Source organism: Steroidobacter sp. (assembly GCF_016790065.1).
Classification (GTDB): Bacteria; Pseudomonadota; Gammaproteobacteria; order Steroidobacterales; family Steroidobacteraceae; genus Steroidobacter.
On the sequence record NZ_JAEUPY010000162.1, the window covers coordinates 1 to 26426 of the forward strand.

At 62.0% G+C, this 26426-nt stretch carries 19 protein-coding genes; 1 reads left to right on the forward strand and 18 read right to left on the reverse strand.

What is annotated here, in order from left to right; translation table 11 throughout:
• The coding region (locus JNL55_RS06765; RefSeq protein WP_293851090.1) for a hypothetical protein at positions 1-3163 on the reverse strand (3163 nt) is incomplete at its 3' end.
• A 773-nt stretch (positions 3164-3936) separates the two neighbouring features.
• On the opposite strand from JNL55_RS06765, the gene JNL55_RS06770 reads away from it, so the two are divergent.
• Positions 3937-4992 carry a glycosyltransferase family 2 protein gene (locus JNL55_RS06770; protein ID WP_293851093.1) on the forward strand — a complete coding sequence of 352 codons (1056 nt, stop codon included), beginning with the start codon at positions 3937-3939 and terminating at the stop codon, positions 4990-4992.
• Positions 4993-5015: 23 nt separating this feature from the next.
• Here the strand turns inward: JNL55_RS06770 and JNL55_RS06775 are convergent, their stop codons facing one another.
• From JNL55_RS06775 to JNL55_RS06855, 17 genes are all read right to left on the reverse strand, one after another.
• Positions 5016-6380 carry an O-antigen ligase family protein gene (locus JNL55_RS06775; RefSeq protein WP_293851096.1) on the reverse strand — a complete coding sequence of 455 codons (1365 nt, stop codon included), beginning with the start codon at positions 6378-6380 and terminating at the stop codon, positions 5016-5018.
• The gene (locus JNL55_RS06780) at positions 6377-7558 is read right to left on the reverse strand and encodes a glycosyltransferase family 4 protein (protein WP_293851099.1); all 1182 of its coding nucleotides are present in this window, start codon (positions 7556-7558) and stop codon (positions 6377-6379) included. The genes JNL55_RS06775 and JNL55_RS06780 overlap by 4 nt, the downstream gene beginning before the upstream one ends.
• Before the next feature lies 1 nt (position 7559).
• Positions 7560-8690, reverse strand: coding sequence for a glycosyltransferase family 2 protein (locus tag JNL55_RS06785; RefSeq protein ID WP_293851102.1), 1131 nt, complete (start codon positions 8688-8690; stop codon positions 7560-7562).
• A gap of 59 nt (positions 8691-8749) precedes the next feature.
• The gene (gene nadE, locus JNL55_RS06790) at positions 8750-9742 is read right to left on the reverse strand and encodes an NAD(+) synthase (protein WP_293851105.1); all 993 of its coding nucleotides are present in this window, start codon (positions 9740-9742) and stop codon (positions 8750-8752) included.
• A gap of 11 nt (positions 9743-9753) precedes the next feature.
• Positions 9754-11274, reverse strand: a complete 1521-nt coding sequence (locus tag JNL55_RS06795) for a class I adenylate-forming enzyme family protein (protein WP_293851108.1) — start codon at positions 11272-11274, stop codon at positions 9754-9756.
• A 20-nt stretch (positions 11275-11294) separates the two neighbouring features.
• Positions 11295-11549 (reverse strand): acyl carrier protein, encoded by a 255-nt coding sequence (locus JNL55_RS06800; RefSeq protein WP_293851111.1) that lies wholly within the window; start codon positions 11547-11549, stop codon positions 11295-11297.
• Positions 11550-11623: 74 nt separating this feature from the next.
• Positions 11624-13552 (reverse strand): asparagine synthase (glutamine-hydrolyzing), encoded by a 1929-nt coding sequence (gene asnB / locus JNL55_RS06805; RefSeq protein WP_293851113.1) that lies wholly within the window; start codon positions 13550-13552, stop codon positions 11624-11626.
• Between the two features lie 123 nt (positions 13553-13675).
• Positions 13676-14815, reverse strand: a complete 1140-nt coding sequence (locus JNL55_RS06810) for a GNAT family N-acetyltransferase (RefSeq protein ID WP_293851116.1) — start codon at positions 14813-14815, stop codon at positions 13676-13678.
• Positions 14812-15894, reverse strand: a complete 1083-nt coding sequence (locus JNL55_RS06815) for a glycosyltransferase family A protein (RefSeq protein ID WP_293851119.1) — start codon at positions 15892-15894, stop codon at positions 14812-14814. Before JNL55_RS06815 ends, JNL55_RS06810 begins: the two co-directional genes overlap by 4 nt.
• Positions 15891-17111 (reverse strand): GNAT family N-acetyltransferase, encoded by a 1221-nt coding sequence (locus JNL55_RS06820; RefSeq protein WP_293851122.1) that lies wholly within the window; start codon positions 17109-17111, stop codon positions 15891-15893. The genes JNL55_RS06815 and JNL55_RS06820 overlap by 4 nt, the downstream gene beginning before the upstream one ends.
• Before the next feature lie 117 nt (positions 17112-17228).
• Entirely contained in the window at positions 17229-18128 is a 900-nt protein-coding gene (locus JNL55_RS06825; RefSeq protein ID WP_293851124.1) for an XrtA system polysaccharide deacetylase, read from the reverse strand.
• Positions 18125-19408, reverse strand: a complete 1284-nt coding sequence (locus tag JNL55_RS06830; RefSeq protein WP_293851125.1) for a hypothetical protein — start codon at positions 19406-19408, stop codon at positions 18125-18127. Before JNL55_RS06830 ends, JNL55_RS06825 begins: the two co-directional genes overlap by 4 nt.
• Positions 19409-19520: 112 nt before the next feature.
• Positions 19521-20528, reverse strand: coding sequence for an AAA family ATPase (locus JNL55_RS06835; RefSeq protein ID WP_293851126.1), 1008 nt, complete (start codon positions 20526-20528; stop codon positions 19521-19523).
• A gap of 16 nt (positions 20529-20544) precedes the next feature.
• Positions 20545-22155: an XrtA system polysaccharide chain length determinant gene (locus JNL55_RS06840; RefSeq protein WP_293851128.1), complete on the reverse strand. Its 1611-nt coding sequence runs from the start codon at positions 22153-22155 to the stop codon at positions 20545-20547.
• Positions 22156-22162: 7 nt separating this feature from the next.
• Positions 22163-22870, reverse strand: a complete 708-nt coding sequence (locus tag JNL55_RS06845) for an XrtA/PEP-CTERM system exopolysaccharide export protein (RefSeq protein ID WP_293851130.1) — start codon at positions 22868-22870, stop codon at positions 22163-22165.
• A gap of 167 nt (positions 22871-23037) precedes the next feature.
• Positions 23038-25842, reverse strand: coding sequence for an XrtA/PEP-CTERM system TPR-repeat protein PrsT (gene prsT, locus JNL55_RS06850; RefSeq protein WP_293851132.1), 2805 nt, complete (start codon positions 25840-25842; stop codon positions 23038-23040).
• A 16-nt stretch (positions 25843-25858) separates the two neighbouring features.
• Positions 25859-26426, reverse strand: a 568-nt coding sequence (locus tag JNL55_RS06855) for an exosortase-associated EpsI family protein (protein ID WP_293851135.1), incomplete at its 5' end; no start/stop codon positions are given.

Genomic DNA, 26426 nt, shown 5'->3' on the forward strand with positions numbered 1-26426 from the left:
CGTCCGCCTGCACCCAGCCCACCGTCGCGTTGTCATTGGCGTCGATGCTGGAGACCAAGCTCGACGGCGATTCGTCGCGAGTTTCCAGCAGCGTCGCCGGACCCCACACACCGTTCTTCAAGCGCGCGCCGTACACATTCTGGCGAGCATCGTTATGCACCCAGGCAACCACACCGCTGCCGTTCACCAGACTCACGGTCGGATCCAGGTCGATGTTGGCCGGATTGGCGCTGTTCTCCAGTGCAGTCGCGACACCCCATGACTGGGTGGCCGCGCTGTAGAAGCGTGCGTACACCGAGTTCACCGAGCCGTCGTACTGCACGAAGGTCGCCAGCGCGTTGCCTTGTTCATCGACCGCCAGTTCGCCGTTCCAAGCACCGCTGGTGGCGCTATGCAGCTGCACCTGAGTGCCCCACACGTTAGTCGCCACGTCGTAGCGACGTGCATACACACCGTCACCGCGCCACAGAGCGAACGCGTTACCGGCGGCATCGAAGCCGATGCGAGGCTGACGATCGCCGTCGCCATCGAGATAGCTGACGCTGCCGAAGCTCTGCGTGGTGTTGTTCCAGCGACGCGCATTGATGCGGAAGTCGCCGCCGGTATCACGCTGACGCCACAGCACCGTCGCATTGCCGCCTGCATCGATCGCCACTTCCGGATGCAACGCCGCTTCAGCGCTGGTGTCGATCACGGCCGGTGTGGTCCACGCGCCATTCACCCAGCGCGAGAAGTAGATGCCGTCGACGGCACCGTCACGCTGCAGCCAAGCGATGGCCACTTGGTCGTTGACGCGCGAGATGGTCGCATATTCGGTCGACTGACTGACCGCACTGCTGCTGGTCTCGATCAGCCCAGCCACACTCCAGCTGTTGGTGCTGGCGTTGTAGTTGCTGAAGTACAGCGAGTCCGCCGTGCCGTCACTCTGCGCCCACGCCACAGTGGCGTTGCCAGTGACACGATCGATCGCAACTCGCGCGTTGTACGCAGTGTTGTTGTTTGTATCCAGAGTTACAGCCGCGGACCAGGTACCGGTGCTGGCGACGTAGCGACGCGCGAACACGTCAGCGCCTTGCGCCCACACAGCGATACCGTTGCCATTGGCACCGAAGGCCACTCGCACGCCGTACACGCGGGTGTTGCTGTTCTCCAGCAACTGCGGCGCCGACCAGACATCCAGCGGCGTCGTCAACATGCTCGGATTCAACGAGTAGTAGTTGGTCGACGTGGTGTTGACCAAGCTCCAGGTCAGCGGCGCGCTGAACGAAGCCGACTCGGTGTAACCGAAGGTGGTCGGCACCACCAACTGCAGACCGGCGGTCAGCGTCGGGTTGCCCAACAGCGAACGCAGCTGCGCGATGGCATTCACGTCGGTGATGCCATACACGGTGCGCGCGACATGCGACCAAGTGTCGGTGGCCAACACGGTGTAATAACCAGGCACCGTCTCGGTGACATTCAACGTCGCCGGGAAGCCATTCAAGAACTGGCCAGCGGTCAGCGTGCCGCCGCCCATCGCGGCTTGCAGCGCGTTGCCGGCAGCACCCGAGTTCGCACCGTACAGAGTGTTGGCGATCGACTGCCAGGTGGCGCCGCTCGGCACCACGAAGTTCGAGCTGCGATACATCGACTGATAAATGGAACGAGCCGCGCCGTCGGCCTGCACCCACAGAATGGCTGCGTTACCGGCGACGTCGATGCTGGAGGTCAGTTCATCCGTCGACTCTTCTCGCGTTTCGAGCAAGCGCGGTGTCGACCAGCTGCCGGAGACACGTCGTGACGCATACACATCGCGTGTGTTGGTCGCGCTCTTCTGCAGCCAGGCCACGACGGCTTCGCCGCCATTGATGGCCACAGTCGGGTTGTAGTCGATGTCCACATCGTAGTTGCTGTTGTCGACCAACTCAGCGGCACCCCACACGCCGGCAGCGACATCGTAACGACGGGTGTACGCGGAGTACGCGAGACCATCGTGCTCCTGCCAAACCGCCATCGCGTTACCGGCCGCATCGACCGAGAGCTCGCCGCCCCAGGCGCTGTTGGCCGGATTGGTTTGCAGAGCGACCTGCGGTTCCCACTGCGTGGTCAGCACGTTGTAACGACGGGCAAACACGCCGTTGCCGCGCCAGAGCACGAAGGCATTGCCGGCAGCGTCGAAGAAGATGCGCGGCTGACGGTCGCCATCGCCATCGAGGTAGGTGACGGCGCTGAAGGTCTGCGTGTTGTTGGTCCAACGACGCGCGTTGATGCGATAGTCGCCGCCGCTGTCACGCTGACGCCAAACCACAGTCACGTTGCCGCTGCTGTCGATAGCCACTTCAGGATGCAGCGCCTGCTCGGCGCTGGTGTCGACGACCACCGGAGCGGTCCACACGCCGTTCACCAGTCGCGACAGATAAATGCTGTTGACCGCGCCGTCGACTTGCAACCAAGCGGCAGCTGCATGGCCACCGGCGTAAGAGATCGCATTGTTTTCCGGGCCCGGATTCACAGCAGCGCTGCTGTTCTCGAGCACTTCCGGCGCGCCCCAAGTATTGGTGCTGGCGGTGTAACGGCTGACGTACATCGATTCGGCGGTACCGTCGCTCTGCGTCCAGGACACGATGGCGTTGCCGGTGCTGCGATCGACCGCGACACGCGCTTGATGAGCGGCTTGAGTGTTGCTGGTATCGAGCGTCACTGCGTCCGACCAAGTCGACGTGCTGGCGACGTAACGACGCACGATGCAGTCGGTGCCTTGCACCCACGCGGCGAAAGCGTTACCGGAAGCATCGAACACCACGCGCGGGCTGGTCGCTGTGGTGTTGACGTTCTCCAGCAAGCCGGTGGGCTGCCAACCGCCGCTCGACAAAGCGCCGTTGCTCAACGTGTAGGAGACCAAGCGCGTGTTGGTCAGCACTGCGTTGTTCGCAGTTGCCACCGCCGGATCGCCGATGGCGTTGGCAGTGCCGCCCGGCGTCGGATTGCTGGTGGCCGGAGTCGTGGTGGTCGGAGTGCTCGAGCTCGGCACAGTGACCGTGCCGCCGGTGCTCGGCGACGAGCTGCTCGCCAGTGGATTGCTACCACCGTTGCCGACCGTGCCCCCGCAACCGGCGAGTCCCAGTGTCGCTGCAATCGACAGCGCCAACGAAACCTGCCCCAAACTCGAGATGCGCGTAGTCATCTATTTTCCTTTCGCGATGTTTGTTCCGTAGACACTGCGCTTCACTCGATTCGAGTTCAGTCACAGCGCTGCGGTGTCGCAACTTACTTCGTATGGGGCGCGAGTCTAGTGATCGAACGGGTCGTTGTTAATCCATCGCAGCGCGTGTGAATTTTTTTGCGTGTCTGATTTTTTTACAGCGAGTGACGGCGCCTTAAACTAAAAAAGCTTGCTCACTGCCGAGCGATGACAACGAGGAGTAGTTCTTCGCGTTCGCGTGTGACGAGCGACACACTCCGAGTCGAATCCATGCGTCGCGCCGTCGAACTTTCATACAGCAAAAAAAGATTAAATATTTATTAGGAACGCATCGTTTCGGGTCGCTCAGGCGTGTTCAAGGTGTGAACCGAACCTGGCGTGCGCAATCCGGTAACGGCGAGCGAGCGTCGCATCGGTCCGGAACCGTCGATCCACTGCCGAGCAGGAAGCCGGTGGCCGGGGCTCGGTTCCGGCAATAAGTAAGATCGGCCAAGCAACACTAACTGTCGGTGCTAAGCGACGTATCACGTTGCCAATATCGCAGTGCGTTTCGCGTGTTATCGTGTACGCCTTCGCCCCACGCGGGAGCGCTTAGGGTGAAGGCTTTACGCCGTCCACTGCAGAACAGATCGAACCTACGGATGGAATCTCTCGGGGATCGACCGCGCGTGCTAGACCTCACGCACGGCTCGCTTTCGACTAGGTTGGCAGGCAGCTGGCGCTGCTGCGGGTGGGCATAGCTGAGGTATGGTTTCTTGAACTCTCAAAACGCGGCAGTAACGAACAAAGCCTTTGCTGGCGACGGTGGCGTGTCCGCCCCGGTCAGCGCTGGCCCGAGCCCCACCCGCAATGGCCTGCCGGGCACCATTACGGTGATCGTGCCGACCTACAATTGCGGCCGTTTCATCGCCGAATCGATCCAGTCCATTTTGGCGCAGACGCTGCAGCCCGAAGAGATCATCGTGGTCGATGACGGCTCAACCGACGACACCGAGCAGGTGGTCGGAACCTTTACCGATCCCCGCATCCGCTACATCCGCCAGCAGAACGCCGGCGTGTCAGTGGCTCGTAATACCGGCCTGAGCGCCGCCCGGGGCGAGTACATCGCGTTCCTGGACGCCGATGACCGTTGGCGCCCGACCTTCCTGGAAAAACTACACGGCGTGGTGTCGCACGATTCGAAGCTGGTGTGCGCCTTCGCCAATTTCATCCGCTTTGAACAGGACACCGGCAAGGTGATGCCGAGAGACCAGTTCAAGCTGTACCCGCATCTGCGGCATCTGCCGGCCAAGCCGGGCCCGATCAACGGCAGCCATGTCCTGCAAGGCGACGCCTTCTGTGCCCTGGTGGCGGGCGGCGAGATCCCCTCCTTCACCCAGGCCATGATGTTTCGCAGCCGGCTGATCGACAGGCTGCGCTTCAATCCCACGCTGCGCATCTGCCAGGACATGGAATGGGTACTGCAGACCTTCATGCGCGGCCCGGTGGCCTTCATCACCGAGCCCCTGACCGAAGTCCGCCGCCACGACACCAACGCCACCCGCAACTACCAGGTGATGGCGTTACATAAGCTCAATGCCCTGCGGGCGTTGGAGCCGCACGTGGTGACGCCGGCTCACCAGACGGCCTACCGGGACCGGTTGGTCAAGGCTCACATCGACGCCGCCTTCAATCAGTCCCAGCGCGGCGAGCTCGGCCCAGCATTGAAGACCTTCAGCGAGTCGTTCCGGGTGAAAGGTTCGCCGCTGCGTAAGGTGAAGGGTGCAGCCCGCATCACCCTGGGCGCGTTCACGTCGCTGTTCGCGCGCTAAGCCCCGCTTCTAAGGCTCAGGCGTTAAGCGCCTGAGGCCGGGCGTCGCTGTACGCCCGCCGCCACGCGCCGGCGAACCTTGCCGGCCGGCGCCTGCAACACCGCCATATCCATACCGTTCCTGGTCGCCATGATGGCGCGCGTCGAAATCATCAGCCCGGTCAGCACGAAAATGTGCGGGTAATACGCGACCGACAAGAACGCGCCGGCCACGGCGAAGCCGAACATGCTGGCGTTCATGAACCTCAGCCACAACACCGAGTGCTTCAGATTGTCTGCGACCGTCTGCGGGTCGACTCCGTCTTGAGGCGGACCGGTGGCCCGCTCGGTCAACACTTTGCGCAAGCGGGCATTCTCGGCCACGTTGCCGAAGATCAACTTCAAGAGCAGTAACAGACCGAGGATCCCCAGCTCGCCCAGGATCAGGAAGTACATCGAGTGCGCCGTCATCCAGCGCACCGGCGCATCGTCGCTGCGGTACTTCGGAAAGCTGTTCGGGAAATTGCCGGCGCCGACGCCCAGCGGATTGTGAAGCGCCATCTTGGTGCCGGCCTTCCACGCGTGGATACGGCCTTCGGCGGAGCTTTCGTTCTCGTAGTTAGTGATCGTGCCCATGCGCTGGAAATACACCGGCGGCGCATAGATCAGCACCACCAACACCGCCAGCATCACGCCCACCACACCCAAGGCCTTGCGATTGCTCTGCAGCCACAGATAGCCGAACACCGAGGCAATGCCCAACGTCGCACCACGCGACTGGGTGCCGATGATCGCCAGCAGCAACAGGCCCATCACGCCCCAGTAGAACATTCGCCGCATGCCACTGGACTGCAACGCCGACAGCATCGCGAGCGGCATCAAAATACATAGCGACAATGAAAAGTCGTTACCGTCGCCAAGGAACGAGGCACCGCGAATGTAATTGCGGTTGTTGGGATCCAGCACCACCTCGGGATTCATCGCCAACAAGAAGATGTGGCAGAAGATCAGCGTCAAGAACACACCGCGCAGCCGCTGCTCAGTAGTGACGATACGGGCAATGATCCAGAACAGGAACACGTAGCCGAGCACCAGCTCGAACACAGTGAAGGCTCGCATGCTGACTTCGGCATAGCCCATCGAGAGCAGGATGAAGCCGATGAACACCAACGGCCAGCGCGCCATGCGATCTTTGAAGATCTCGCTCACCGGTCGCAGCCCCGGCGCGAAAAAACACACCGCGGTCAGGCCGAGTGGCAGCGCGCTGTTGAGCGGTAGAGCACCGAGCGGCGGAATGTAGCTGGCCGGTCGCGCGTACTCGAAAAACAGCACCAGCAGCAGCCAGTAGTAAAGAAAGCGGGTTTTCTTTTCCGCTTCTTCCGGCGACAACAGGCGCGGGCGAGTCGTCACGGCCTGCGTCCCAGCAGTCGCTCGTAAACCTGCGTGAGCTTTTCGGTGCGCACGTCGAACGAATAGTTTTCGAGAATGCCCTGGTGTGCGCGCTGCGCCATGCGGACGAAGTCTTGCGGCCGCTCCAGGAATTGGGTGATGCCGTCGGTCAGCTGTTCGAGCGTCGGCTGGATCAACCAACCGGATTCGCGATGACTGATGACCTCAGCCGTGCCGCCCACCGCAGTCGCCACGATCGGCACGCGCAGATAAGCCGCCTCGAGGATCACGTTGGGCAGGCCTTCGGTAAACGAGCTTTGCACCACCAGATCGATGTCGGCGTACAGGTGTGGCATATCTTTCACATAGCCCACGAACTCGACTCGGTCCTCGAGCCCCAGCGTCTTGGCCACCGAGCGCAGCTGCTCTTCCAGCGGCCCGATCCCGGCGAACTTCAAGCGCAGTTTAGGCCAACGCGGCGTCAATGCATGTAATGCATTGAGCAACATTTCCTGACCCTTCTCCGGCGACAGGCGGCCGACGTTGACCAACACGATCTCGCCATTGGGATCGACGGCCCGGCGCGGCTTGTCGATGGTCTCGCTGCCATACGATTTGAGTACCAATGCATTACGCAGCACCGTAGCTCGCGAATCCGGCAACCACCACCTCGGCACCAGCGAACGCGTCGCCTGCGACACGATGATCACGTGGTCGAAACGCCGAAACATGATCTTGTCGAGCAGCCGCGTGATGCGTCTACGTAAGGTGTTCGCGATCCAGCCATGCGCGGTCGCGACCATTTTCAAATGCGGCCGACGCCGCTTGATGATCTGGGCAATCAGCGCGGAACGAAACTCGCTGGTGTGCAGGATATCGATCTGACATTCATCGATGACGCGCAGAATGGGTTCGATGAGCTCGGCACCCAGCTGACCATGATCGTCGAGCGCAGTGATGGTGATGCCGCGTTGGCGAGCGGCGTCGACCAGCGGATGTTCGCCTTCGCGCTTCGCGACCAACACGCCGATGTGATAATCGACGCGCGACGGATCGACATGCGAGCCGGTTTCGAGAATGGTGCGACCAGGCCCGTCCACCCACGGCGAGTCACGCAGGTGTAAGACACGGATTGGCCGGTGACCGGCGGTATCGACGTCGCGTTCGGCCTCGAGCTGACGAATGGCTTGCGTGTTCATGCTATTTCGGTCGCTGCGTCGGCTGCCAGACTTCGACGCGGCTGCCGACCAGCCACAATGCTAACGCTTTCAATGCCGCCGCGTTCACCAGTACGAAAAACGCACTGAGTCGCACCAGCGTCAGGCGGGCCGCGAGTTTGGGCCACAACATGCCGGCCACAGCGGCCACATACAGCACGATTTGCAAAATCAACAAGCCGAAATACAACGGCTGTGCACGCAGTAAATAGGCCGCCAGCAAACAGCCGACCATCGGCAATGGCGCCAGCCAACGCGCCAGCTTGTGCGACCAAAGAATGAACGAAAACGCCGGATGACTGAAAGGATTCAACAGGCCGGCATTGCCGAACAACGCCGTGATGCCGCGCAAGAAGGTGCGAACCTTACGAGTGAACTCGGCCCGCTGACTGGACGTCGCCGTCATCGAACCTCGCGCCAACGGCTCGGCTAACGCACGTTTGCCGCGACGAACCGTGTTGAGGACAGACAGAAAGTCCGGCGCCATGCCTGAGCGAAACGGTTCGCACAGCTCGCGGCGCTGGCCGTAGAAACATCCGCTCGCACCGGCGATGGAGTGCAAGCGTGCCTCTTCACGACGCAGCAGCAGTTCCAACTTGCCGTACAGGCCTTCGGTCTCCGAGCCTTCGATGTAGTCCTCACCCGAGACACAGCCGACGGCAGGATCGGTGAAGTGACCGACTAAATGACGCAGCGACGGCCGATCTAAAATGATGCCGGCGTCAGTGAACACCAGGATCTCGCCGGTGGCACGCTCGAGACCTGCGTTGAGACCCGCTGCTTTACCACCGCGGCCTTGCAACGGCACGACGGTCACGAGGCCCTGCCCCGCTGCTGTCGCTCGCTCCAAACTGTCGTCGGTGCAGCCATCGCCAATCACCAGGATCTGCAGCTTGTCGCGCGGATAGTCCAATGCGAGCAGATTGGCGATCTTGGCTTCGATGCGCCGAGCTTCGTTGTGCACCGGCATGATGACGGTGACGGTCGGCTCGTAACGCACGTCTGCAACGTGCGCACGGCGCCCGCCGAGCCGGTTGCACGCAACCAGCACGACGGGATAGATGGCGTAGGGATACGCCACCAACAATGCACAAACCCAAAACAACGCTTCCACGCAGTTTGTCTCGCCTAAAAATCAGCTAACAAGCGGCGCGGCCGCTGGCCCGAAACCGATCAGAGCTTCAGTTCTAGCACCGGCTCGACCAGCACCGGCTTGAGGTGCATGTAACGAGTCGCCTTGCGCTTGGCTTCGATGTCACGGAACACGTTGGCGGCCTGCTGCACAGTGACGCCGATGGCGGGCGCGAGTTCCTCAGCCGTGTAACCATTGTTGAGCGCGTACAGCGCCAGATCCATTTGCGCATACGGCAACGCGAAATAGAACTCGTCCTGACCCTGCGCCAGGCTGTACGTGTCCGTGGTCGGAATCGCGTCGCAGATTTCCTTCGGCAACTTCATGTGACGCGCCAGCGCGTACACCTGAGTCTTGTACAAGTGCGCGATCGGCTTCACGTCGGCGCTGCCGTCGCCGTTCTTCACGAAAAAGCCCTGGTCGTATTCCAACCGGTTCGGCGTGCCGATGACGGCGTAGTTCAAGCGGTCGGCGTGGAAATACTCCACGGTCTTGCGGATGCGCTGCTTGTGGTTGGTGGCCGCGACGATCTGCAAATATTCCTTGAGGCCCAGACGTTCCTGCCTGGTCTCGCCGCTCGGCGTCTGCACCACCAGCTGGAAATGATTGATCTGGCCTTCCAGACCGCCGCTGATGACGATCTTGTTTTTCCAACCGTCGCCATACTCGGGGAACACTTTGCGGATGGCATCGTCACGCCACTGGTAGCAGCCGATGCCTTCCAGCGCCGGCGCGATGTCGAACACTTCGTACTTGATGCCCAAGTGCTCGGCGAGCTGACGGCCACGCGCCGTGCTGAAGCCCGACGAATCGCGCTCCGGCAACATCAAGCCGTAGACCTTGTCTTTGCCCAGCGCCTTTACGCACAGCGACGAGCTCACCGAGCTGTCGATACCGCCGGACATGGCGCACACGAATCCGCGACGGCCCACGTCCTTGGACAGGATGGAGCGCAAACGCGTAGCGATGTTCTCGATGACGCGGTCGTTATCCATCTCCAGGACTGATGCGTCGAGCTTCTTGCGTGCGGCCATGAAGGTTCCTCTTAAGCCAATTTGAAACGTTGAACTTTGCCCGAGGCCGTCCGCGGCAAGACCGCGGCGAACTCGACGATTTTCGGTACTTTGTAGCTGGCCAGGTGCTGGCGGCAATGCGCCTTGACGCCACGCAGGTCCGCCGGCGCGCCTTCGCGCAGCACGATCACGGCCTTGATGGACTGACCCAGCACTTCATCGGCCACACCGGTGACGGCCACTTCTTCGACGCCGGGGAACGTCGCGAGCACTTCCTCGACTTCTTGCGGGCTGACGCGGAACGCGCCCACTTTGATCATCTCGACCGCCCGGCCATCGATGAACAAAAAGCCTTCGCTGTCGAGGTGGCCGAGATCGCCGGTGTGTAACCAGCCATCACGCAGCACTTGCGAAGTGAGTTCCGGCTCGCGCCAGTAACCCAACATGATGTTCGGGCCGCGCGCGCAAATCTCGCCGATCTCACCCGTCGGCACGGCTTTGCCTTCGCTGCGGACTTCGATTTCCACGCCCGGCAACGGCATACCAACGGAGCCTAGTTTGGCTTCCAGATGTTCCGGCGACAGATAGCTCAGACGCGCAGTCGCTTCAGTCTGGCCATACATGATGAACACTTGAGTGTGCGGCAACTGTTGCCGCAACTTCTCGATCTGAGCTCGCGGCATCGAACCGCCGGCCTGAGTCAGATAACGCAGATTGCCCAGATCGAAATCGCTGAGCTGACAGCGGCCCAACAGTAACGCGAACGTCGACGGCACGCCGGGGAAGCCGGTCACGCCCTCGTCCTGCATTTTTTTCAGCGTCTGTTGAGGAAACGCGAAATTGTCCTCGAGCAGCAGCTGCGCGCCGGAGATCAAGTTACTGTTGAGCACCGAGCTGCCATACGAAAAATGAAACGGCAGACCGCACAGCACTTTGTCGCTGGGCGTGATGCGCAAATAGGCGGCAATGGCTCGGGCATTGGCCACGAGCGCGCCATTACTCAACAACACCCCTTTGGGGCGCGAGGTGGTGCCCGAGGTGTAAATCATCATCGCCGGCTCGTCGGCCTGCAGCTCGGGCAGGCTCAACTCGGCTTCGGCAGCCCCTTCTGCACCGAGCGCCGCACAGAAGGCGTCGCATCCCGCAGAGCCCGGCTGCAATTGCAGCGTGACCAGCAACGGCCCAGTCTCGGCGATGGCCGCGCTCAGCGGAGTCCATTCCGGATGCTGGGGGTCGGCAATGACAGCGGCGCAGCCCGCGTGCTCGATTTGCCGAGACAACACGCTGGCCCGCTCTTGCACGTTCAACGGCACAGCCACGCAGCCAGCGGCGATCACGCCGAAGTAGCTAGCTACATAGTGAGGCGAGTTCCGCACCAGCAATGCCACCCGTGAGCCGGGTTCGACACCGTTCTGGCGCAGCTTGCCTTGCATGCAGCCGACCGCTCGGCGCAACTCCGCATACGTCCACACGCCGCCATGCCACGACAATGCCGGCACGCCCGGCATTTGCCGAGCGATCCAGTCGAAGTCATGGACCAGTGAAGCTGTCATGCGAACGCTTGGTGAGCGGCTCAGGCAGCCTTACGGCCCTGAACGAAGGCAGCGATCTTGTTCACGCCGTCCAGATTGTCCGGCACCATTTCCTCGTCCTTCACCTTCACGCCCAGCTGTTCTTCGATGAAGAAAATGATTTCCAGCATGCCGGTGGAGTCGACGATGCCGCGCTCGAGCAGCGAGTCATCGAGCCCCAGCGCCGACTTGTCGTCGGTGAACAAGTAGTTTTCCAGGATGAAACCGCGGATCTGTTCGCGCAGCGCATCGGTCATGAGCCATTCCTCGATAGAGACAAACTAAGTTACAAAATCGCCGTGCAAGCTCGGGCGCTCAGGCGTCGAGCTCGTCATTCAAACTTTTGGCCCGCGACGAACTGTGCGTGCCACAACTGGGTGGACAGGACGCCGACGAAAGCCATGTTGTCACGCGCTGCCGGTACCTTGGCACGTTGCAGTTTCGTGACCAGGCGCGTGACCTTGTCCGGGTCGAAGTAGCCAGTGCGCGCCAGAGCCTGTGGACTCATCAATTCTGTCACATACTCGGGCGTCTGAGGCCCGACAAATGCCGCAGCGTCCGGCGCGCGATAAGGCTGCTTGTGACGCTGCAAGATGGCAGCGGGCAACCGCTCTCGCATGGCCTGCTTGAGCAGGTGCTTCTCCTTCAACACACGCATCTTGTAACGCGGGTGCAGACGGTTCGCGAATTCGATCAGGCGATGATCCAGGAATGGGAAACGCCCTTCCACCGAACTCGCCATCAACATCCGATCGCCCTGGGCCGACAGCAGGTAGCTGGGCAACAAGGTCTTCGCTTCCAAGTACTCGCCGCGATTGAACCGATGCCAACCGCGCACTTGAGCCGGCAACGAATCTCGGAACCGCTCCACTGCCGAACCTTCTACCCGGCTGCGGAAATCGTCCGACCAGAACAACTTGCACTGGGCCGTAGTCACCCAACGCGGCAGGTGCGAGAAGCACGGATCGGCCGGATTCTGCAGGCCGACGCCAAAGAATTCCTTGAGATACGCCGCACTCTGCGCCGAGGTCAGGTTCAGGTACGGATACAGGCGCTTGAGCAACCCCGGGCGCCAGCTCGACTCGGGCTGTTGTGCCCAGAAATGGCGCACCTTGGCTTCTTTGAAAATGTCGTAACCGCCCAGCACTTCGTCGGCACCTTCGCCGGTCAGCACCACTTTCACATCGGAGCGACGGACCAGAGCCGACAGCATTTGCATCGGCGCCGGCGCGGTACGCAGGATCGGCATCTCGCTGTGAAGAATGGTTCGCGGGAAAGCGCGGGCAATGTCCGCCGTCGAACATTGGACGTGATTGTGAGACGTCCGCAGGTAGTCGACGACTGTACGTTGGTGCACTGACTCGTCCAGCCCGGCATCGTCGAAGCCGATGGAGAACGTGCGCAGGGTCTGCGGCACGCGTTCCTGTAACAGTGCCACCAGCGACGAGGAGTCCAAGCCGCCCGACAGGTACGCACCGACCGGCACGTCGGCACGCAGACGCAGCCGAGTGGCATCGGTCAGCACTTCGCGCAGCTCTTGCTCGAGGTCCGCTTGAGTGCCGTGCCGATGCGCGCCCTGCTCCGGGAAACTCCATTCCCAGTACTGGCGACGCTGCACCTTGCCGTTTTCCACGATCAGCATTTCGCCGGGCCCGAGCTGATTGATGCCTTTGAACATGGTGCGCGGAGCGACCGGCGCCCAGAAGGTCATCAACTCATCGAGACCGTTGGGATCGAGTTCGGCTTGCACCGCCCCGCTCGCCAGGATCGCCTTCACTTCCGAGGCGAACACCAGCTCATCGCGGGTCTGGGCGTAAAACAAAGGCAGCATGCCGACGCGGTCGCGGACCAGCACCGCACGGCGCTTCGGGCGATCCCAGATGGCAAACGCGAACTGGCCATTCAATTGATCGACGAACCGATCGCCGAACTCCTCGTACATGTGCACGATCACTTCGGTGTCGGAGTGGGTATAGAAGCGATGGCCGCGCGCTTCCAGGTCCTGGCGCAGCTCGATGTAGTTGAAGATTTCACCGTTGTAGGTGATCCACACCGTCTGCTTGCCGTTGTGGATGGGCTGAGCGCCGCCGCCGAGGTCGATGATGCTCAGGCGCGCATGGCCCAGGCCGACGCCGGGCTCGATGTGGTAACCGTCGCCGTCAGGGCCCCGATGCGCAATGGCCTGCACCATGCGCTTCAGACGGCTCTGCTCAGGCGCCCGCTGCGCGTCGAAATATAGGGTGCCTGCTATGCCACACATCTTGGAAAGTCGAATTGAAAAGCTCGTCCGGCGCGAGCGGCAATTGTCCGGGATTTCGTCGTTAGCGGCGTGATCGGGGTCACGAGCACGTTCCGTAAACTGTCAGGCTCGGCGACAGAAGGCTCATTCCTGCTGTGTCGACCCCGCTTTGGCCCCGGTTCTTGCCCCGGCCCTGGCCTGGGAGCGCGCGCCCAGGCGCTGCGCGAAGGCTCTCATTATGTCAGCGCCCAACGCAATCATGCCTCGGCCGTTGTACGGATAGAAAGCCAAGGTCCGATAGGTTCGCTCCTGCTTGGTCCAGATGCTCAGCCAGGGCTCGGCACTGCCCAGCATCTCGAAGGCGCTGAGCCGCTCGTCGAAAGCGGCGCGAAGCGCGTCCCACATCAACTGGATACCGGGCGAATGCTCGGCCCAGCGCTCGTCATAACCGATCTTGAGCACCCACCACCGACCGGCATGGACCGCCCCCACCTGCATGGCGATGGCCACGCCGTCCAGGCGCAGAAAGCACAGCCGCAGCTGCCCCTGACGGGCCAGCCGCTCGGCCAGCTGCAGGAAAAAGCCGCTCAAGCGCGGATTGTGGAGCATGGCGCTGCCACCCCGGCCCTTCCAGCTGGCGGCCTCGACCTGCATGGCCTCGGTCATGGCCGCCTGCAGCTGCGCTGGCTCTGGACAACGGATCTCGACCTCGACCTTGCCGAGTTTCTCCAGATTGCGCCGGGCGCGGCGATAGTCCTGCCGCCGGCGCGAGGACAAGGTTTGAAAGTACTCATCCCAGGTGCCCGCGATGGGCACGAACGGCGAGCCCGACGCTTTGAACTGCAACAGCTGACCGCGACCGCGAGCGGCCGCTCTGAACGTTTTCTCGAGCGGGCCATCGGCAGCGATGCGCTGTAACACCAGCGGTCGACCGAGGCCGATGACGGCCTTACACAACGCCAACAAGGACTCATCGTCGCGATAGCTGAAGCCGCAGGGCTCGTACAGCGTGGTAGCGCCGAGGATCTCGAGTCGCTCTACCCCGCCCCCGTTGCTCACCCCCAAGGGAGCCAACCCAATCACCTCCGCCCCGGCGCGCGTTTGCACCAGGCGCAAAGCGTCCGCGCCATACAAACGTTCGGCAGCGACCAAGGTCCAGTCGATGGATTGCGGAAATTCTTGCGCGGCTTGCGGCAGGCCCTGCCAGAGCGCCGCCAGTGTTTCGGGAGAGTCGATCCGGCGCAGCGTCTCGACGGTGAGTTCTCCCGCCGTCACTGAGCTCATTGTTGAGAGACGCGAGCCGCCAGGTCTCTGGCGCCATTCAGAGTTGCGCGCATGCCTCGCAACACCCAGCCACTGCCAGGGACGCTCGCGATCATCCGCAACACCGATTCGTTCAATGATTGTCGGTCGGTGTCGATGCCGGCGGCACGCTTCAGTTGAGCTCGAGCCATCGCGCCGCGCGCCGACAACAAGTGGCGTTTGGCCGCTTGTAGCAGCAAACGACGCTGCACCAGGTCGACCTTATCGCCGTGCTGTGTGTAGAACTGCCGATCGGCGCGCCACACGCGGTCGATCATCGAAATACGCTTGTCCAGACGCACACCCGGATCGCCGCGAGTCAGGCGGACCGCATCTTCATGGCTACGGTTGTACGTGGTCGGGATGTCGGCATAGAGACAATCGCTCTGCTTGGAGAAGCGCGCGAAGAATTCCCAGTCGCCGCAGGTCGCCTGCACCTCAGGCAAACGCAACTGCCCGAGCGCCGATTTACGAATCAGCGACGCACTCGGCAACACGTACGGCACGAACAGCGACGCGGCGTAGATATCGCCGCCGCTGATGGTGAAATCCTCGACCGGCAAGTCGAGCCGCTCGGCTTTGAGGGATGAATACGGCTTGTGCCAGCGATACGGATCGAGCCGATCGGGTACTGCATCCAGCCAGGTGCCCAAACCATTCATGATCGGCAATACATCCGACTCGACCGTCGGGCCGCGAAAGATCAGGAAATTCGAGAACGTGAACCCCACGTCCGTGAAGAAGCGCAACAGCTGTACTTGCAGTTCGAGCTTGTATGGGGCCCACAGATCGTCGCTGTCGAGCAGCGCGATGAATTCGCCACGCGCCTGCTTGATACCCAGGTTTCTTGCAGCGTTGACGCCAGCATTCGCGCGACGCGTATAACGCACGCGATCGCCATACTTCTGGATCGCCTCGGTGGTGTCGTCGGTCGAACCATCGTCGATGACGATGATTTCAATATTGGGATACGTCTGCGCCAACACGCTGTCGACGGTCTCGCACAGCAAGGCAGCCCGGTTGTAGGTCGGGATGATGACGCTGACCAGCGGTGAACTCATGGCGCGGCGTCCTCATTCGCGGCGCTGTCCTTGGCGACCGGAGCGGACACCGGACGAGCTGCAATCTTGCGACGAACCCGGCCCAGATTACGCCGCAGCCAACGCCAACCATGCGCGCGCCAGGCGCTCGTGCGGCTGTGATAAACGCTCATGGTCACATTGAAGCGCGTGACATTGGCGAAGCGATCCTTGAACGCCTCCTCGCCAATGGTGAAATCCAGCTCACGCCGCTCGCGCTGCAAGCCATCCTCGATGATCTTGCGAGTCAGCAACAGGCCCGGCGAATGTTCGGCATAACGCACTTCGAACGACGGCTTGTACCAGACGATACTGCCGAAATAATCGAAGCCGAAATGAAAGGCGATCGGCGTGCCGTTGAACTCCACCACCGAGAACAACAACCAGCCGGCGGAATGCAACGCTGCCGCCAATGCCAAATAAAACGTTCGCTGCTTGTTGGTCTCGAACAGACTCGGCCGGCCGGCCGCACGCCAACGCCGCGCATGCTGTTCGAAAAATATCGGTAACAGCTGCTGGATCTCGCTCAGGGCCGAGACATTGCGGAAACGCACTTCGCCGCGCGAAGAGAACCAGTTGAGCGGCCGCTTCAGGCTGTACTTCTTCAACAGCTTCTCAGCATTGCGCCGGTCGCTTTCCAACTGCAACGCCGGGCACCGCAGCTGTGCTTCCTGGACGAAATGCAGACCGAACTTGGCGCCTTCGCGTCGCAGATGCTCCACCGTGCTGGATTGGGCCGGCACATTGCTCAGCCAGGCACTGCGCCAGCGCGATGAGTGGGCCTGCAGAAATTTACAAACACAGGCCATTGCTGCCGCTTTTTCGTAAGGCAGCACGAAGTCCTGATAATCGGCGTTACCGGTGCCGACGAATTCCAGACGGCGCCCGCCGAGCGCCACGTGCCGCAGCATCATGGCGCCGAAACCGATGACGCGCCCATGCCAGCGCACCAGCATGAAAAACAAATCGTGAGGTTCGCCGAAGGTCCGCCACCAGGCGTCGAACCATTCGTAGGTCTGGAAGATGGAATTGGTCTCGTTGCTGGCCACCAGACCGTTCCATTCGGTGGCAGTCAACGGGATTTGCGAACGATCCTGAATCAGCTGAATGTCGATGGACGTGGTGCTCGCGAACGACAACGGCTCGGACGACGCATCAGCGTCACCCGTCAGAGCCGCCGCCACTGGCAATGAAGGCATTGCCGTCGCTGGAGGAACAGAACGCATCGACATGCACCCGCTGTGGCGTGCTGAGAGGTTTATTTCGCCACGAAAGACAACATACCGCCACACACGGCCGTGTGGCTGCTCACCACGTCACACCGAAGCAGCAGCGAGCCGGCCCACTTGGGCAGCTTCCAGCTGCGAGCGCAGCACTTCCTTGACGGTGGTGAACTTGAACTCGTCGATCAAGCGCGTCAGGCGCGCTTCGCAAACATCCAGGTTGGTGTAGTGTCGGAATTTCGACAGCCAGCTGGCATTGAAGCGCGGCTGCTCGGCGTCGATTTCCCAAGGATGCAAATAAAAGATGAACGGCTGCTGCTGGCTTTCGTTGATGGAGCGCAGCCCCCAGCGTGTGAACCAGTACGGCAGCAAACGGAAATAACCGCCGCCGGCCACCGGCACGCGACGCCCGAACAACTCGGCCGTCGACAATGGAAACTCGACGATGCTGGCGCCGCTCTTGGCATGCATCAGTCCCGGCCGCGTCGACGCGCCGGGAATGCCGTAGCGATCGTGAGCGATCGGAAAGATGCTCGAGTCGTAGCGGAAGCCCAACTCACAAAGAATATCGATGGCCCACAAGGAACGCGCCGTGATCGAATAGCTCGCCGCGCGATAGCCCAGCACCGGCGCACCGATCAAATCTTCCAACATCGCTTTGGACTCGCGTGTTTCCTGACGAAACACTTCCGGAGTCTGGCGATACACGAGTTCGTGCGTCAGGCCATGGCACGCGACCTCATGACCGGCGGCGTGAATGCGCTTGATCAACTCGGGCGAACGCTTGGCCACCCAACCGAGCACGAAGAACGTAGCGCGCACGCCTTTCTTGCCGAACAACTCGAGCAACCGGTTGGTGCTGTGTTCGGCCCGATACTCCATCTGATTCCATTGATCGCGCCGAATGACTTCGGCCAGCGCTGACACGTGGAAATAATCTTCCACGTCCACGGTCATGGCATTAGCGGTCGAGTTGGCGTGCGAGTGACTCATCGAATGACCGGCGCCTCGGCGCTACCCCAGTGATATGCCAACGTCAGGAAGGCACGGTTTTCCTGGAACTCGCCAGTGCGGCCGCCGCTGCCGCTGCTGGTGCCGCTCGCGTCGCGATCGTAACGTTCGATCAACAGACGCAGGCCCATCCGACGCCAGGCACGCCAGTTGAGCGTCGCACTGACGCGCAGCTCATCCGTCTCAGCGTTGCTGTTTGCGTAGTCTTCGTTTTCGAGCGTCGCACGCAGATCGAAATCGAGCGTGGGCGACAAGCGCCGCGATAAACCTGCGGTGTATGTCAGGCGCGTACGATCGAACTGCGTGAGCGTTTCATATTGGTCCTTGCCTCGGGACACGCCCAAGCTAAAGCCGGAACGCCCGCGCGAATACATCCATTCCGCCGAAGCCACCCGACTCTCGAACGGATCGGAAGTCGCAGTGATCTGCCCGGCCGCGCCCACCACGTTGCCACTCAATTGGGAGCGCAGCGAATCGCCGGCGTCGCCCAACTGTTGACTGACGGAGAGGCGCAATCGCGATGCTGCTGAGATTTCGCGCGTCACACCCACGTTCACCATGGCAGTGCCGTCCTTCTCGTCGCCATCGCGCTTCAGCCAGGTATAACCGAGCTGGGCATCGATGGTGGTACGAGCAGCGTCGAGCTGCCAGCCGACGAACACGCTGTCGCGATCGTAGTCGGTGTTATCGGCATCGTCGAAGTCGATGCTTTCGGTAATGGCATTCAACGACAGCTCGCTGCGTGCCGACGCGCGACGCCCCACCGACAACCCCGCAGTGGTGCGCTTGGCATCGAACGGGCTGGTTTCATAAGTCGTCGACGACCAACGGCCAAACAAACGACCGAAGCCGGCCGAGCCGAACCGCAAGGTGAGATCCGGACCGGTGGAAAAATAGTTCAGGTCTTCGCGGGTATCGGGCGTGGCCGCGAGGAACGGATCCGACTGGGCCTGACCGAAAGAGTCCTGCACCACCCAGGTCAACGTCTCGGGCACGATGCCGAACGCCAGCATGCCGTTGGCCGTGCCAGTCAGCTCGCTGTCGTAGGTGTTGTCCATGTATTCGAAATAGGACAGATCGACCACGGCATTGCCACGCAGGCGCCGGGTACGTTCCTGCCACACCAGATCCAGGCCGACGGTGCCGATGGTCTCACTGCTCTCGTTCGTAGGAACGCGAGTGATGTTGTCGGAGTAGCCGACGCCGGCTTCGGCGCTGGCACTGATTTCGGCTTGCACGGGCGCGCCCACGACCAAAGCCATGACACCGGCCGCGGCCGGCGCTGCAACCCTGTTTCGGCGCTTCTGCCCCATGTACTGTTGCCCTTTTCGTGCGTCACGGGTGAGGTCACCGTGACATTTTTTTAAGGTCGACTCAACCGTCACCGACGCTGCGCCGCAGGGCTCCGTCGTCGCCCTCGCCGGCCTCAGCGGTACGCTCGCCGTCTTTGTGGCCATAGTACTGGTAGTAATAACCCGGGCGGACTTGCTCATCGGTTTGATTCAACACCAAACCCACCGACTTGCCTTCGCCCAGAAGTTCAATGGCGTCCAACACCGCGCTCTGCGGCGTGACACCGGCACGCACCACCAGCACGATCTGACCGACCGAGGCGGACAGCGCCATCGCCTCGCTGGTGATCAGCAACGGCGGCGAATCGAACAACGCGATCCGATTCGGATGGCGCACGCTGATCTGGTTGGCGATCTGTTCCATACGCGCGCTGGCCAGCAATTCAGTGGCGTTATCGGTCGACTTACCGGCCGGCAGAATGCTCAGACCCGGCACGTCGGTAGCCAGAATCAACGAGTCCACGTCGAGCTGTTCATCGCGCAACAGGTCCATCAGACCCGGCTCGTTGTGCACGCCGAAGGTGCGGCTCAAATGTGCCTTGGCCACGTCGGCATCGACCAATACCACCGACAGATCTTTTTCCTGCGCGAACGACAGCGACAGATTGATGCTGGTGAAGGTCTTGCCGTCGCCGGGCATGGCGCTGGCAATCATGATCCGATGGCCGTTGGGAAGCTTCTCCACGCCGCGGCCGAGCGCATTGGCGATCAGCGGACGTTTGATCTGACGATATTCGCCGGCCAGCTGGCGTTCCTGACTCGCCGGCGGCAACAGTTCGGCATGACGAAGCGCGTCGCGATCGATATGAATCACGCGCGACGGCCGCACCGGTTCCGGGCTCGGCACGGCGCTGACCCGAGGCGCTGCATTCGACACCGGCCCCTGCGGCTGTGCCACCGCCGCCCGTGCCGACTGCAACGGGATGGTGTTCGAAGCCGATCCTGCCGCAGGCTGCACAGGCGCAGCGTGCGCCGGCGTTCCTTGCCGGGATTCCTGGATCTTTTTCAGTGCTCGTTCGACCAGACTCATCGTCTACTCCGGGCCCTTAGCCCAACATCTGACGCAACAGGCGCGACCCTGGCTGCTGTACGACCACAACCACGATGAACACGACGAACAGCAGCGCCGATGCGATCGAATAGCGCAACAAGCCGCTGCGCAATTGCGCGCGATATTTCTCTACCCAGCTGCGTGTCACCGTCCCCAGCACCGGCAGGCCGGTGAGATCGGACAGCGAGCGACTGGTCGCGAACACCGGGCGCATCATGTGCATCACGTAAGCGACGCCACAACCCGCGCCCACGCCGACCACCAGCACCGCGAACAGGAACAGCGGCCGATTCGGGAAGATCGGGCTGAAGCCGGCACTCGGCGGGTCAACGATATTGAACTTCACCACGCCAGTTTGTTCCGCATCGCCCGACAGACGCGCCTTCTCCAAGCGCTCCAGCAGGTTGTTGTACTGAGTGCGGGTGACCGTGTAGTCACGAGTCAAACGGGCGTATTCGGCTTCCACTTCCGGAGCGGTATCGACCAAACGACGCAGCTCGCCTTCGTTACGCTGATGATCGGCCAGCTGACTGCGCAGCGCCGCGATCTCCACGTCGGCCGCGTTCAGCGTGGTTTGAATGCTCTGGTACACCGGATTGCTGGATGCATTGGCCACGGCCGCCGCCCCCGGATCGCCACGACGCAGCGCTGCCAGCTCTTCCTTCTGGCGCGTCTTCAACGCCTCGAGCGTTTCCTTGGTCGCGATGACTTCCGGATGTCTCTCGGTGTACTTCAACAGCAGATCGTCCAGGCGCGACTGGGTTTCCTGAATGCGAGCCGCGGTGTCTTGCGGACCGGCCGAAGCGCCGGTCGAGCGCCCACCCGAACCACCTTCAGCCGGCGGCACGAACGGCGTTTCGCCACGCAGCTGGCGCTGCAGTTCCAAACGGCGGCTGTTGGCCACCGCCAACTGGCCCTGCAGACGTTTCACTTCCTGCATCTCGGTGGTGAGGCGCGCGAAATAACCGCCCTCATCGCCCGGCACCAGACCGACGTTCTTTTTCTTGAACTCGGCCAGCTGCGATTCGGCATCCGCCAGGCGGCGGCCGTATTCGGTCAGCTGCTCACGCAAGAAGCGTTGCGCCGACGCAGTACCGTTACGATCCGAACCGATGGTGTCCTCGACGAACGAGTTCAGCAGCGTGTCCACCACCTTCAACGCGGTCTGGCGGTTCTGATCGGTGAACGTGATACGGAACAAAGTATTCGGGATGCGCGGGTCGCGAGTCATCGGCGGCTCGAGCGCAATCTCGATGCGGGCCATGATGCTGTTCAACAGCGCTTCGCGTTCCGGACCGGTGCGGGCCGTGACATCCAGGCCCACCTGCTGGGCAACTTTTTCCAGATTGGCGCGACCGAGCAACGACTGGCGCACCAGGTTCAATTGCGATTCCACGTCGATGTTGACGACCAGGCCGTCGACCACGTTACGCAACGCGGTGCGCGTATCGACGTTCACGCGAGCGCTGGACTGATACGTGTCCGGGATCGCGTAGACCACGAACCAGCCGAACAAGCACACGCCCCACGCCACCGCCAGCGCATAGCGCCGGAAGCGCCACGCGCCGCGTAGCTCGTTCAAAACCTGTTCGATCAGTGCCTGCATGGTGTGCTCAGAAGAAGGATTGAGGCACGACGATCACGTCACCCGGCCGCAATTCCAGGTTGTATTTCATCGCGCCCTTGTTCACGAGGTCTTCGACCTTGACACGCAGCTCCGTGTCCTTGCCATCGACTTTTCGGACAATCTTGCCGCGGTTACCAGCGGCGAACTCGGTCAGCCCGCCGGAGGCCAGAATCGCATCCAGCACGCGCATGCCCTCTCGATAAGGCAGCGACTGCGGATTGGTCACCTGGCCGATGACTTTCACCTGGCTGAACGCGCTCACCGGATTGGTCACGATCACGTTGACCTGCGGCGAACGAATGTATTCGCTCAGCACGCCTTCGATGTCACGGGCCAACTGAGAAGGCGTTTTGCCGACGGCGACCATGTCCTCGACCAGCGGCGTGGAAATCTTGCCGTCCGGTCGTACCGGCACGGTCTGGGTCAGCTCGGGATTACGCCACACGAAAATCTGTAGCGAATCGCCCGGGCCGATGCGGTAATCCGGCGCCACCGAGCTGCTCGCCATCTGCGGCATGGGAGCCGCCGGTTGAGCAGGAGTGTCGGCTGGATTGACAGTTCCTTGAGCGGTGCTCGGCTGTGTGGCCGGCGCGGGGCTGGTTGCGGGAGTCTTGGTAGCTTGGCTCCAAACACTCGTGGCCCAGAACAACGTCAGTAAGGCCACAAAGTTGAGCGCCGAAAATTGCTTCTGCATTCGATTCGTCACGTGTCAGAGGTGGCGGATGGTCGCCACGCCAGCGACTGCAGTACGGCTCACGTCATGCATGCATCACAGCGGCAGTAGCCTAACAGAAAAGGCGCCAAACCCGCGGGAATAGCCCTTAAAACCGTGACGTAGCGCGCGTTGTCGATCTTGCCGTACTACTCCTGCCCACCCAGCTCGTTCAACAGGCGCTGGGCTGCAGCGCGGTTGTCGAAGTTCGCCGGGTTGGCTAACAGCTGCGCCAGCCGCTCCTTGGCCTCGGGCTTGGCCCCCGAGCGCGCCAGAGCAGCGGCGTAGTGAAACTTGATATCGGGCGAGGCTTGCGCCGAGTTGGCGGCCTTTTCGAGCAGCGGCAAGCCCTCGGCAAGCTGGCCGGTCTCGACCAGGATCCAGCCCAATGTGTCCATGACAGCGGGCACCTGCGGCGCCAGTTGCTGTGCCTGGCGAGCGGTCGCCAGGGCCCGCGGATCGCGTTGTTGGTGATACAGCCAGGCCAGGTTGTTCAACGACGGCACGTGCTTCGGCTGCCGTTGCACGATTTGCTGATACTGATCGATGGCCTGCTGCGCCTCGCCGCTCTTGATGTAGGCATCGGCGAGCAGATTGCGGAACGCCAGATCGTCGGGGTGCGCCCGCGACCAACGCTCCAGCGGCTCGACGGCATTCGGTAACTTGCCGGCCACGCGCATCTGATAACTCTTGCTGGCCAGCTCGCCGGACGGCCGGAGAGCGGCTGCGGCGTCGTAGGCTTGCGAGCTTTCAGAATACTTCTGCAACACCGCGTACACCTCGCCTTCCAACGACAACACGCTCGGGTTGTTCGGGCGCGATTGTTTCAAGGCCTGAATGCGGTTCAGCGCGGCCGTGCCATTGCCTTCCTGCACTTCGAGGAAGGCCAGAGCACCGACTGCCGGCAGCCACTCGGGCTGCAAGCTCAAGGCTTTTTCCAACGACTCACGCGCCGGTCCGCGTTGATTCAGACCCAACTGCGCGCGGCCCAGATTGAGCCATAGCATCGGATTGCCCGCATCGCCGGCGGTGCCTTCCTTGAACAAGGCCTGGGCCTGATCGAAACGGCCGCTGCTCAAATACAGCAAGCCGGCAGTGTTCAGCACTTCGCCACGTTTCGACGCGCTCTCCAGCGCCGCTTTGACGAACTCGTCAGCCCGTTTCGCGTCGTCCTGGGCGAGCGCGAGCCGCGCCAACATCAACGGCGGCTCGACCGCTTTCGGATCGGCCTGATGCAAAGCTTCGAGTCGGCTGGTTGCGGCTGCCGCATTGCCCTGCGCGAGATCGATTTCCACTATCGCCAGCTGCGCGCCATTGTTGTTCGGGTCCACTTCCACCAAGCGTTGCAGCGCTGCCTTGGCGGCGTCGGGCTTGCGTGCAGCCCATTCGACTCGGCCGAGCGCGAACAGCAGTTCTGGCTGCTTCGGATTCTTGGCGAGCGCTTCGGTCAGCAACGACCGGCCTTTGTCGAGATCGCCGGTGCGTGCATAAAACCCTGCCGCCATGCCGACCGCGACTGGTTCGTTCGGATGCTTCGACAACATCGATTGGATTTGCGCGCGCGCTGCCGCCTGGCCCTCGGCCGCAAAGACGGCTTGCAAGAGCACTGCTTCACGGCGGGGATCGATGACCCCGCCGCTATCGACTTTGCGAAGCAGCGCCACCGCCTTGTCTGCACTGCCGGCCTGCAAGTAGGCACTCGCCAGTTGCACCTGCAGTCCGCGACTGTTCGGTGCCGCCTGAACCGCCTTTTCCAGCGTTACGAGAGTCTGCCGATCCGCGCCGGCGGCCACTCGCGCGCCTTCGAACAATGAAGTCAGTCGCGAGTCGTCAGCGTTGGTTTCAATCGCCGGCACCAACACGCGCAACGCGCCGTCGGGATCCTGCAAACGCATGCGCACCTGAGCGAGCAGCTGACGCGCTTCGAGATTCTGTGGCACCTGCTCGACCACCTGCCCCAACTCGATACTCGCCTGCTCCAGATTTCCTTGCGCGACCAGCGCGACACCGAGCAGGTAACGCGCTTGAGTAAACTGCGGCGCGCCGTTGACCAATCTACGCAGGCTGCTCGCGGCCCCGGCGTAATCGTTGGCGGCCATCGACACACGCGCCGACATCAACACCCCCAATGGCGATCCCGGCAGCAGTCGATTCATCGCCTCGAGGTTGCCGCGAGCCGCATCGAGATTGCGCGAGGCCAATTGAATTTCGATCAGCGTCGACAGCAGTGCTGCCTGACGCGTCACTTCGAGCTGCTTGCCCGCCAGCTCACGCGCTTTGAGCAACGCCTTCTCAGACTCTTCAGTCTTGCTGGAGCGAGCCAGCATGGAACCCTGCGAGTACCACGCGACTGCCGACTGCGGATGTTTCTCGGTGAGCTGCGTCGCCAAGGCTAGCGCGCCCGGCAAATCGCCCTGCGCAGCCAAGGTGTCGATGATGCCCACCTGAGCGTCGATCAATTCGGGATCGGCGGCGGCGGCCGCGCGGAAAGCCTGCTGAGCTTCGCCAGTCTTGCCCTGCGCTTGCAACGCCAAGCCACGATACAAGTCGACGTGCGCCGGCTTGAGCTGCGTGGCAGACGAGTTGAGCTTCTCGAGCGCCGCCGGAAACCGGCCGAGCGCCAAATCGATGCGAACTCTGAGTTCGACATACGGATCCGGGCCCTCGACCTGGGGTAATCGATTCAGTTCCGCTTCGGCCGACGTCGGATCGCCGAGCCACAGAGCGACTTCAGCGAGCAACGCGCGAGCGGCATGCAGATCGGGCTGTTTCTGGAGCGCGTTCTTCAGTTCGACCAAGGCGCTGCGATAGTCACCCGCCGCCACTTTGGACTGGGCGCGCTCATAACGCTGTTCGGGACCTACCAGGAAATCGCAACCGGCAGTGGTCAACAGCGTCGCGCCCACCAGGGACGCCACGATCAACGTGCGAATGCGCGCGTGCAACTTCACCATACTTCGTGTTCCCCGTTCAGCGCCCGAGAGCGGACGCAAGGCTCGTCGTCATTTCGCGCAACGCATCGCTGGCGGCCGAGCAATCCTCGCCTTCGCAGCGAGTTCGAACCGCAACGATTGCCGACAGCGGCGCGCTGAACAACGATCGGACGCCATATTGAATTTGCAGGGGCAGCGTGCGCTCGTACCAATGGGCATCGAGCCGATACGCGTGCCAGATCAACCAACGATCACCCCGTGAGTCAGTCGCTTCCGTGGCCATCCAAGGCCCCTCGCCCACACTCGACGCGCGTCGGCGCACGACCAAGGACTCGCCCAGGATTGAGTTCTTGAACGCCACCAGCTCTTTACCCTGATGCTGATCGGCATACAGCGCGGCGTAGGCTTCGACCGTGTCGGCACCGTTCGAATAGATGGCGCGCTGTGTAACGTCGACGCCCTCGAACACCGGCTGCCAGGCGCTGCTCGTGGCCGCTTCAGCCGACCATCCGTCGAGCGTCATCGGCAACAGCCGCGGCAGCTGTTCGGTCGGCGTCGTGTTGTGATCGGCCACTAGCCAGGTAGGTGCCACCAACAAACTGCCC

Bases quoted from the DNA above. Each gene is read 5' to 3' on its own strand.
- JNL55_RS06780 (WP_293851099.1), bottom strand. From the start codon at position 7,558: ATGAACACGCAAGCCATTCGTCAGCTCGAGGCCGAACGCGACGTCGAT.
- nadE (WP_293851105.1), bottom strand. From the start codon at position 9,742: ATGGCCGCACGCAAGAAGCTCGACGCATCAGTCCTGGAGATGGATAAC.
- JNL55_RS06795 (WP_293851108.1), bottom strand. From the start codon at position 11,274: ATGACAGCTTCACTGGTCCATGACTTCGACTGGATCGCTCGGCAAATG.
- JNL55_RS06800 (WP_293851111.1), bottom strand. From the start codon at position 11,549: ATGACCGATGCGCTGCGCGAACAGATCCGCGGTTTCATCCTGGAAAAC.
- asnB (WP_293851113.1), bottom strand. From the start codon at position 13,552: ATGTGTGGCATAGCAGGCACCCTATATTTCGACGCGCAGCGGGCGCCT.
- JNL55_RS06810 (WP_293851116.1), bottom strand. From the start codon at position 14,815: ATGAGCTCAGTGACGGCGGGAGAACTCACCGTCGAGACGCTGCGCCGG.
- JNL55_RS06815 (WP_293851119.1), bottom strand. From the start codon at position 15,894: ATGAGTTCACCGCTGGTCAGCGTCATCATCCCGACCTACAACCGGGCT.
- JNL55_RS06820 (WP_293851122.1), bottom strand. From the start codon at position 17,111: ATGCCTTCATTGCCAGTGGCGGCGGCTCTGACGGGTGACGCTGATGCG.
- JNL55_RS06825 (WP_293851124.1), bottom strand. From the start codon at position 18,128: ATGAGTCACTCGCACGCCAACTCGACCGCTAATGCCATGACCGTGGAC.
- JNL55_RS06830 (WP_293851125.1), bottom strand. From the start codon at position 19,408: ATGGCTTTGGTCGTGGGCGCGCCCGTGCAAGCCGAAATCAGTGCCAGC.
- JNL55_RS06835 (WP_293851126.1), bottom strand. From the start codon at position 20,528: ATGAGTCTGGTCGAACGAGCACTGAAAAAGATCCAGGAATCCCGGCAA.
- JNL55_RS06840 (WP_293851128.1), bottom strand. From the start codon at position 22,155: ATGCAGGCACTGATCGAACAGGTTTTGAACGAGCTACGCGGCGCGTGG.
- JNL55_RS06845 (WP_293851130.1), bottom strand. From the start codon at position 22,870: ATGCAGAAGCAATTTTCGGCGCTCAACTTTGTGGCCTTACTGACGTTG.
- prsT (WP_293851132.1), bottom strand. From the start codon at position 25,842: ATGGTGAAGTTGCACGCGCGCATTCGCACGTTGATCGTGGCGTCCCTG.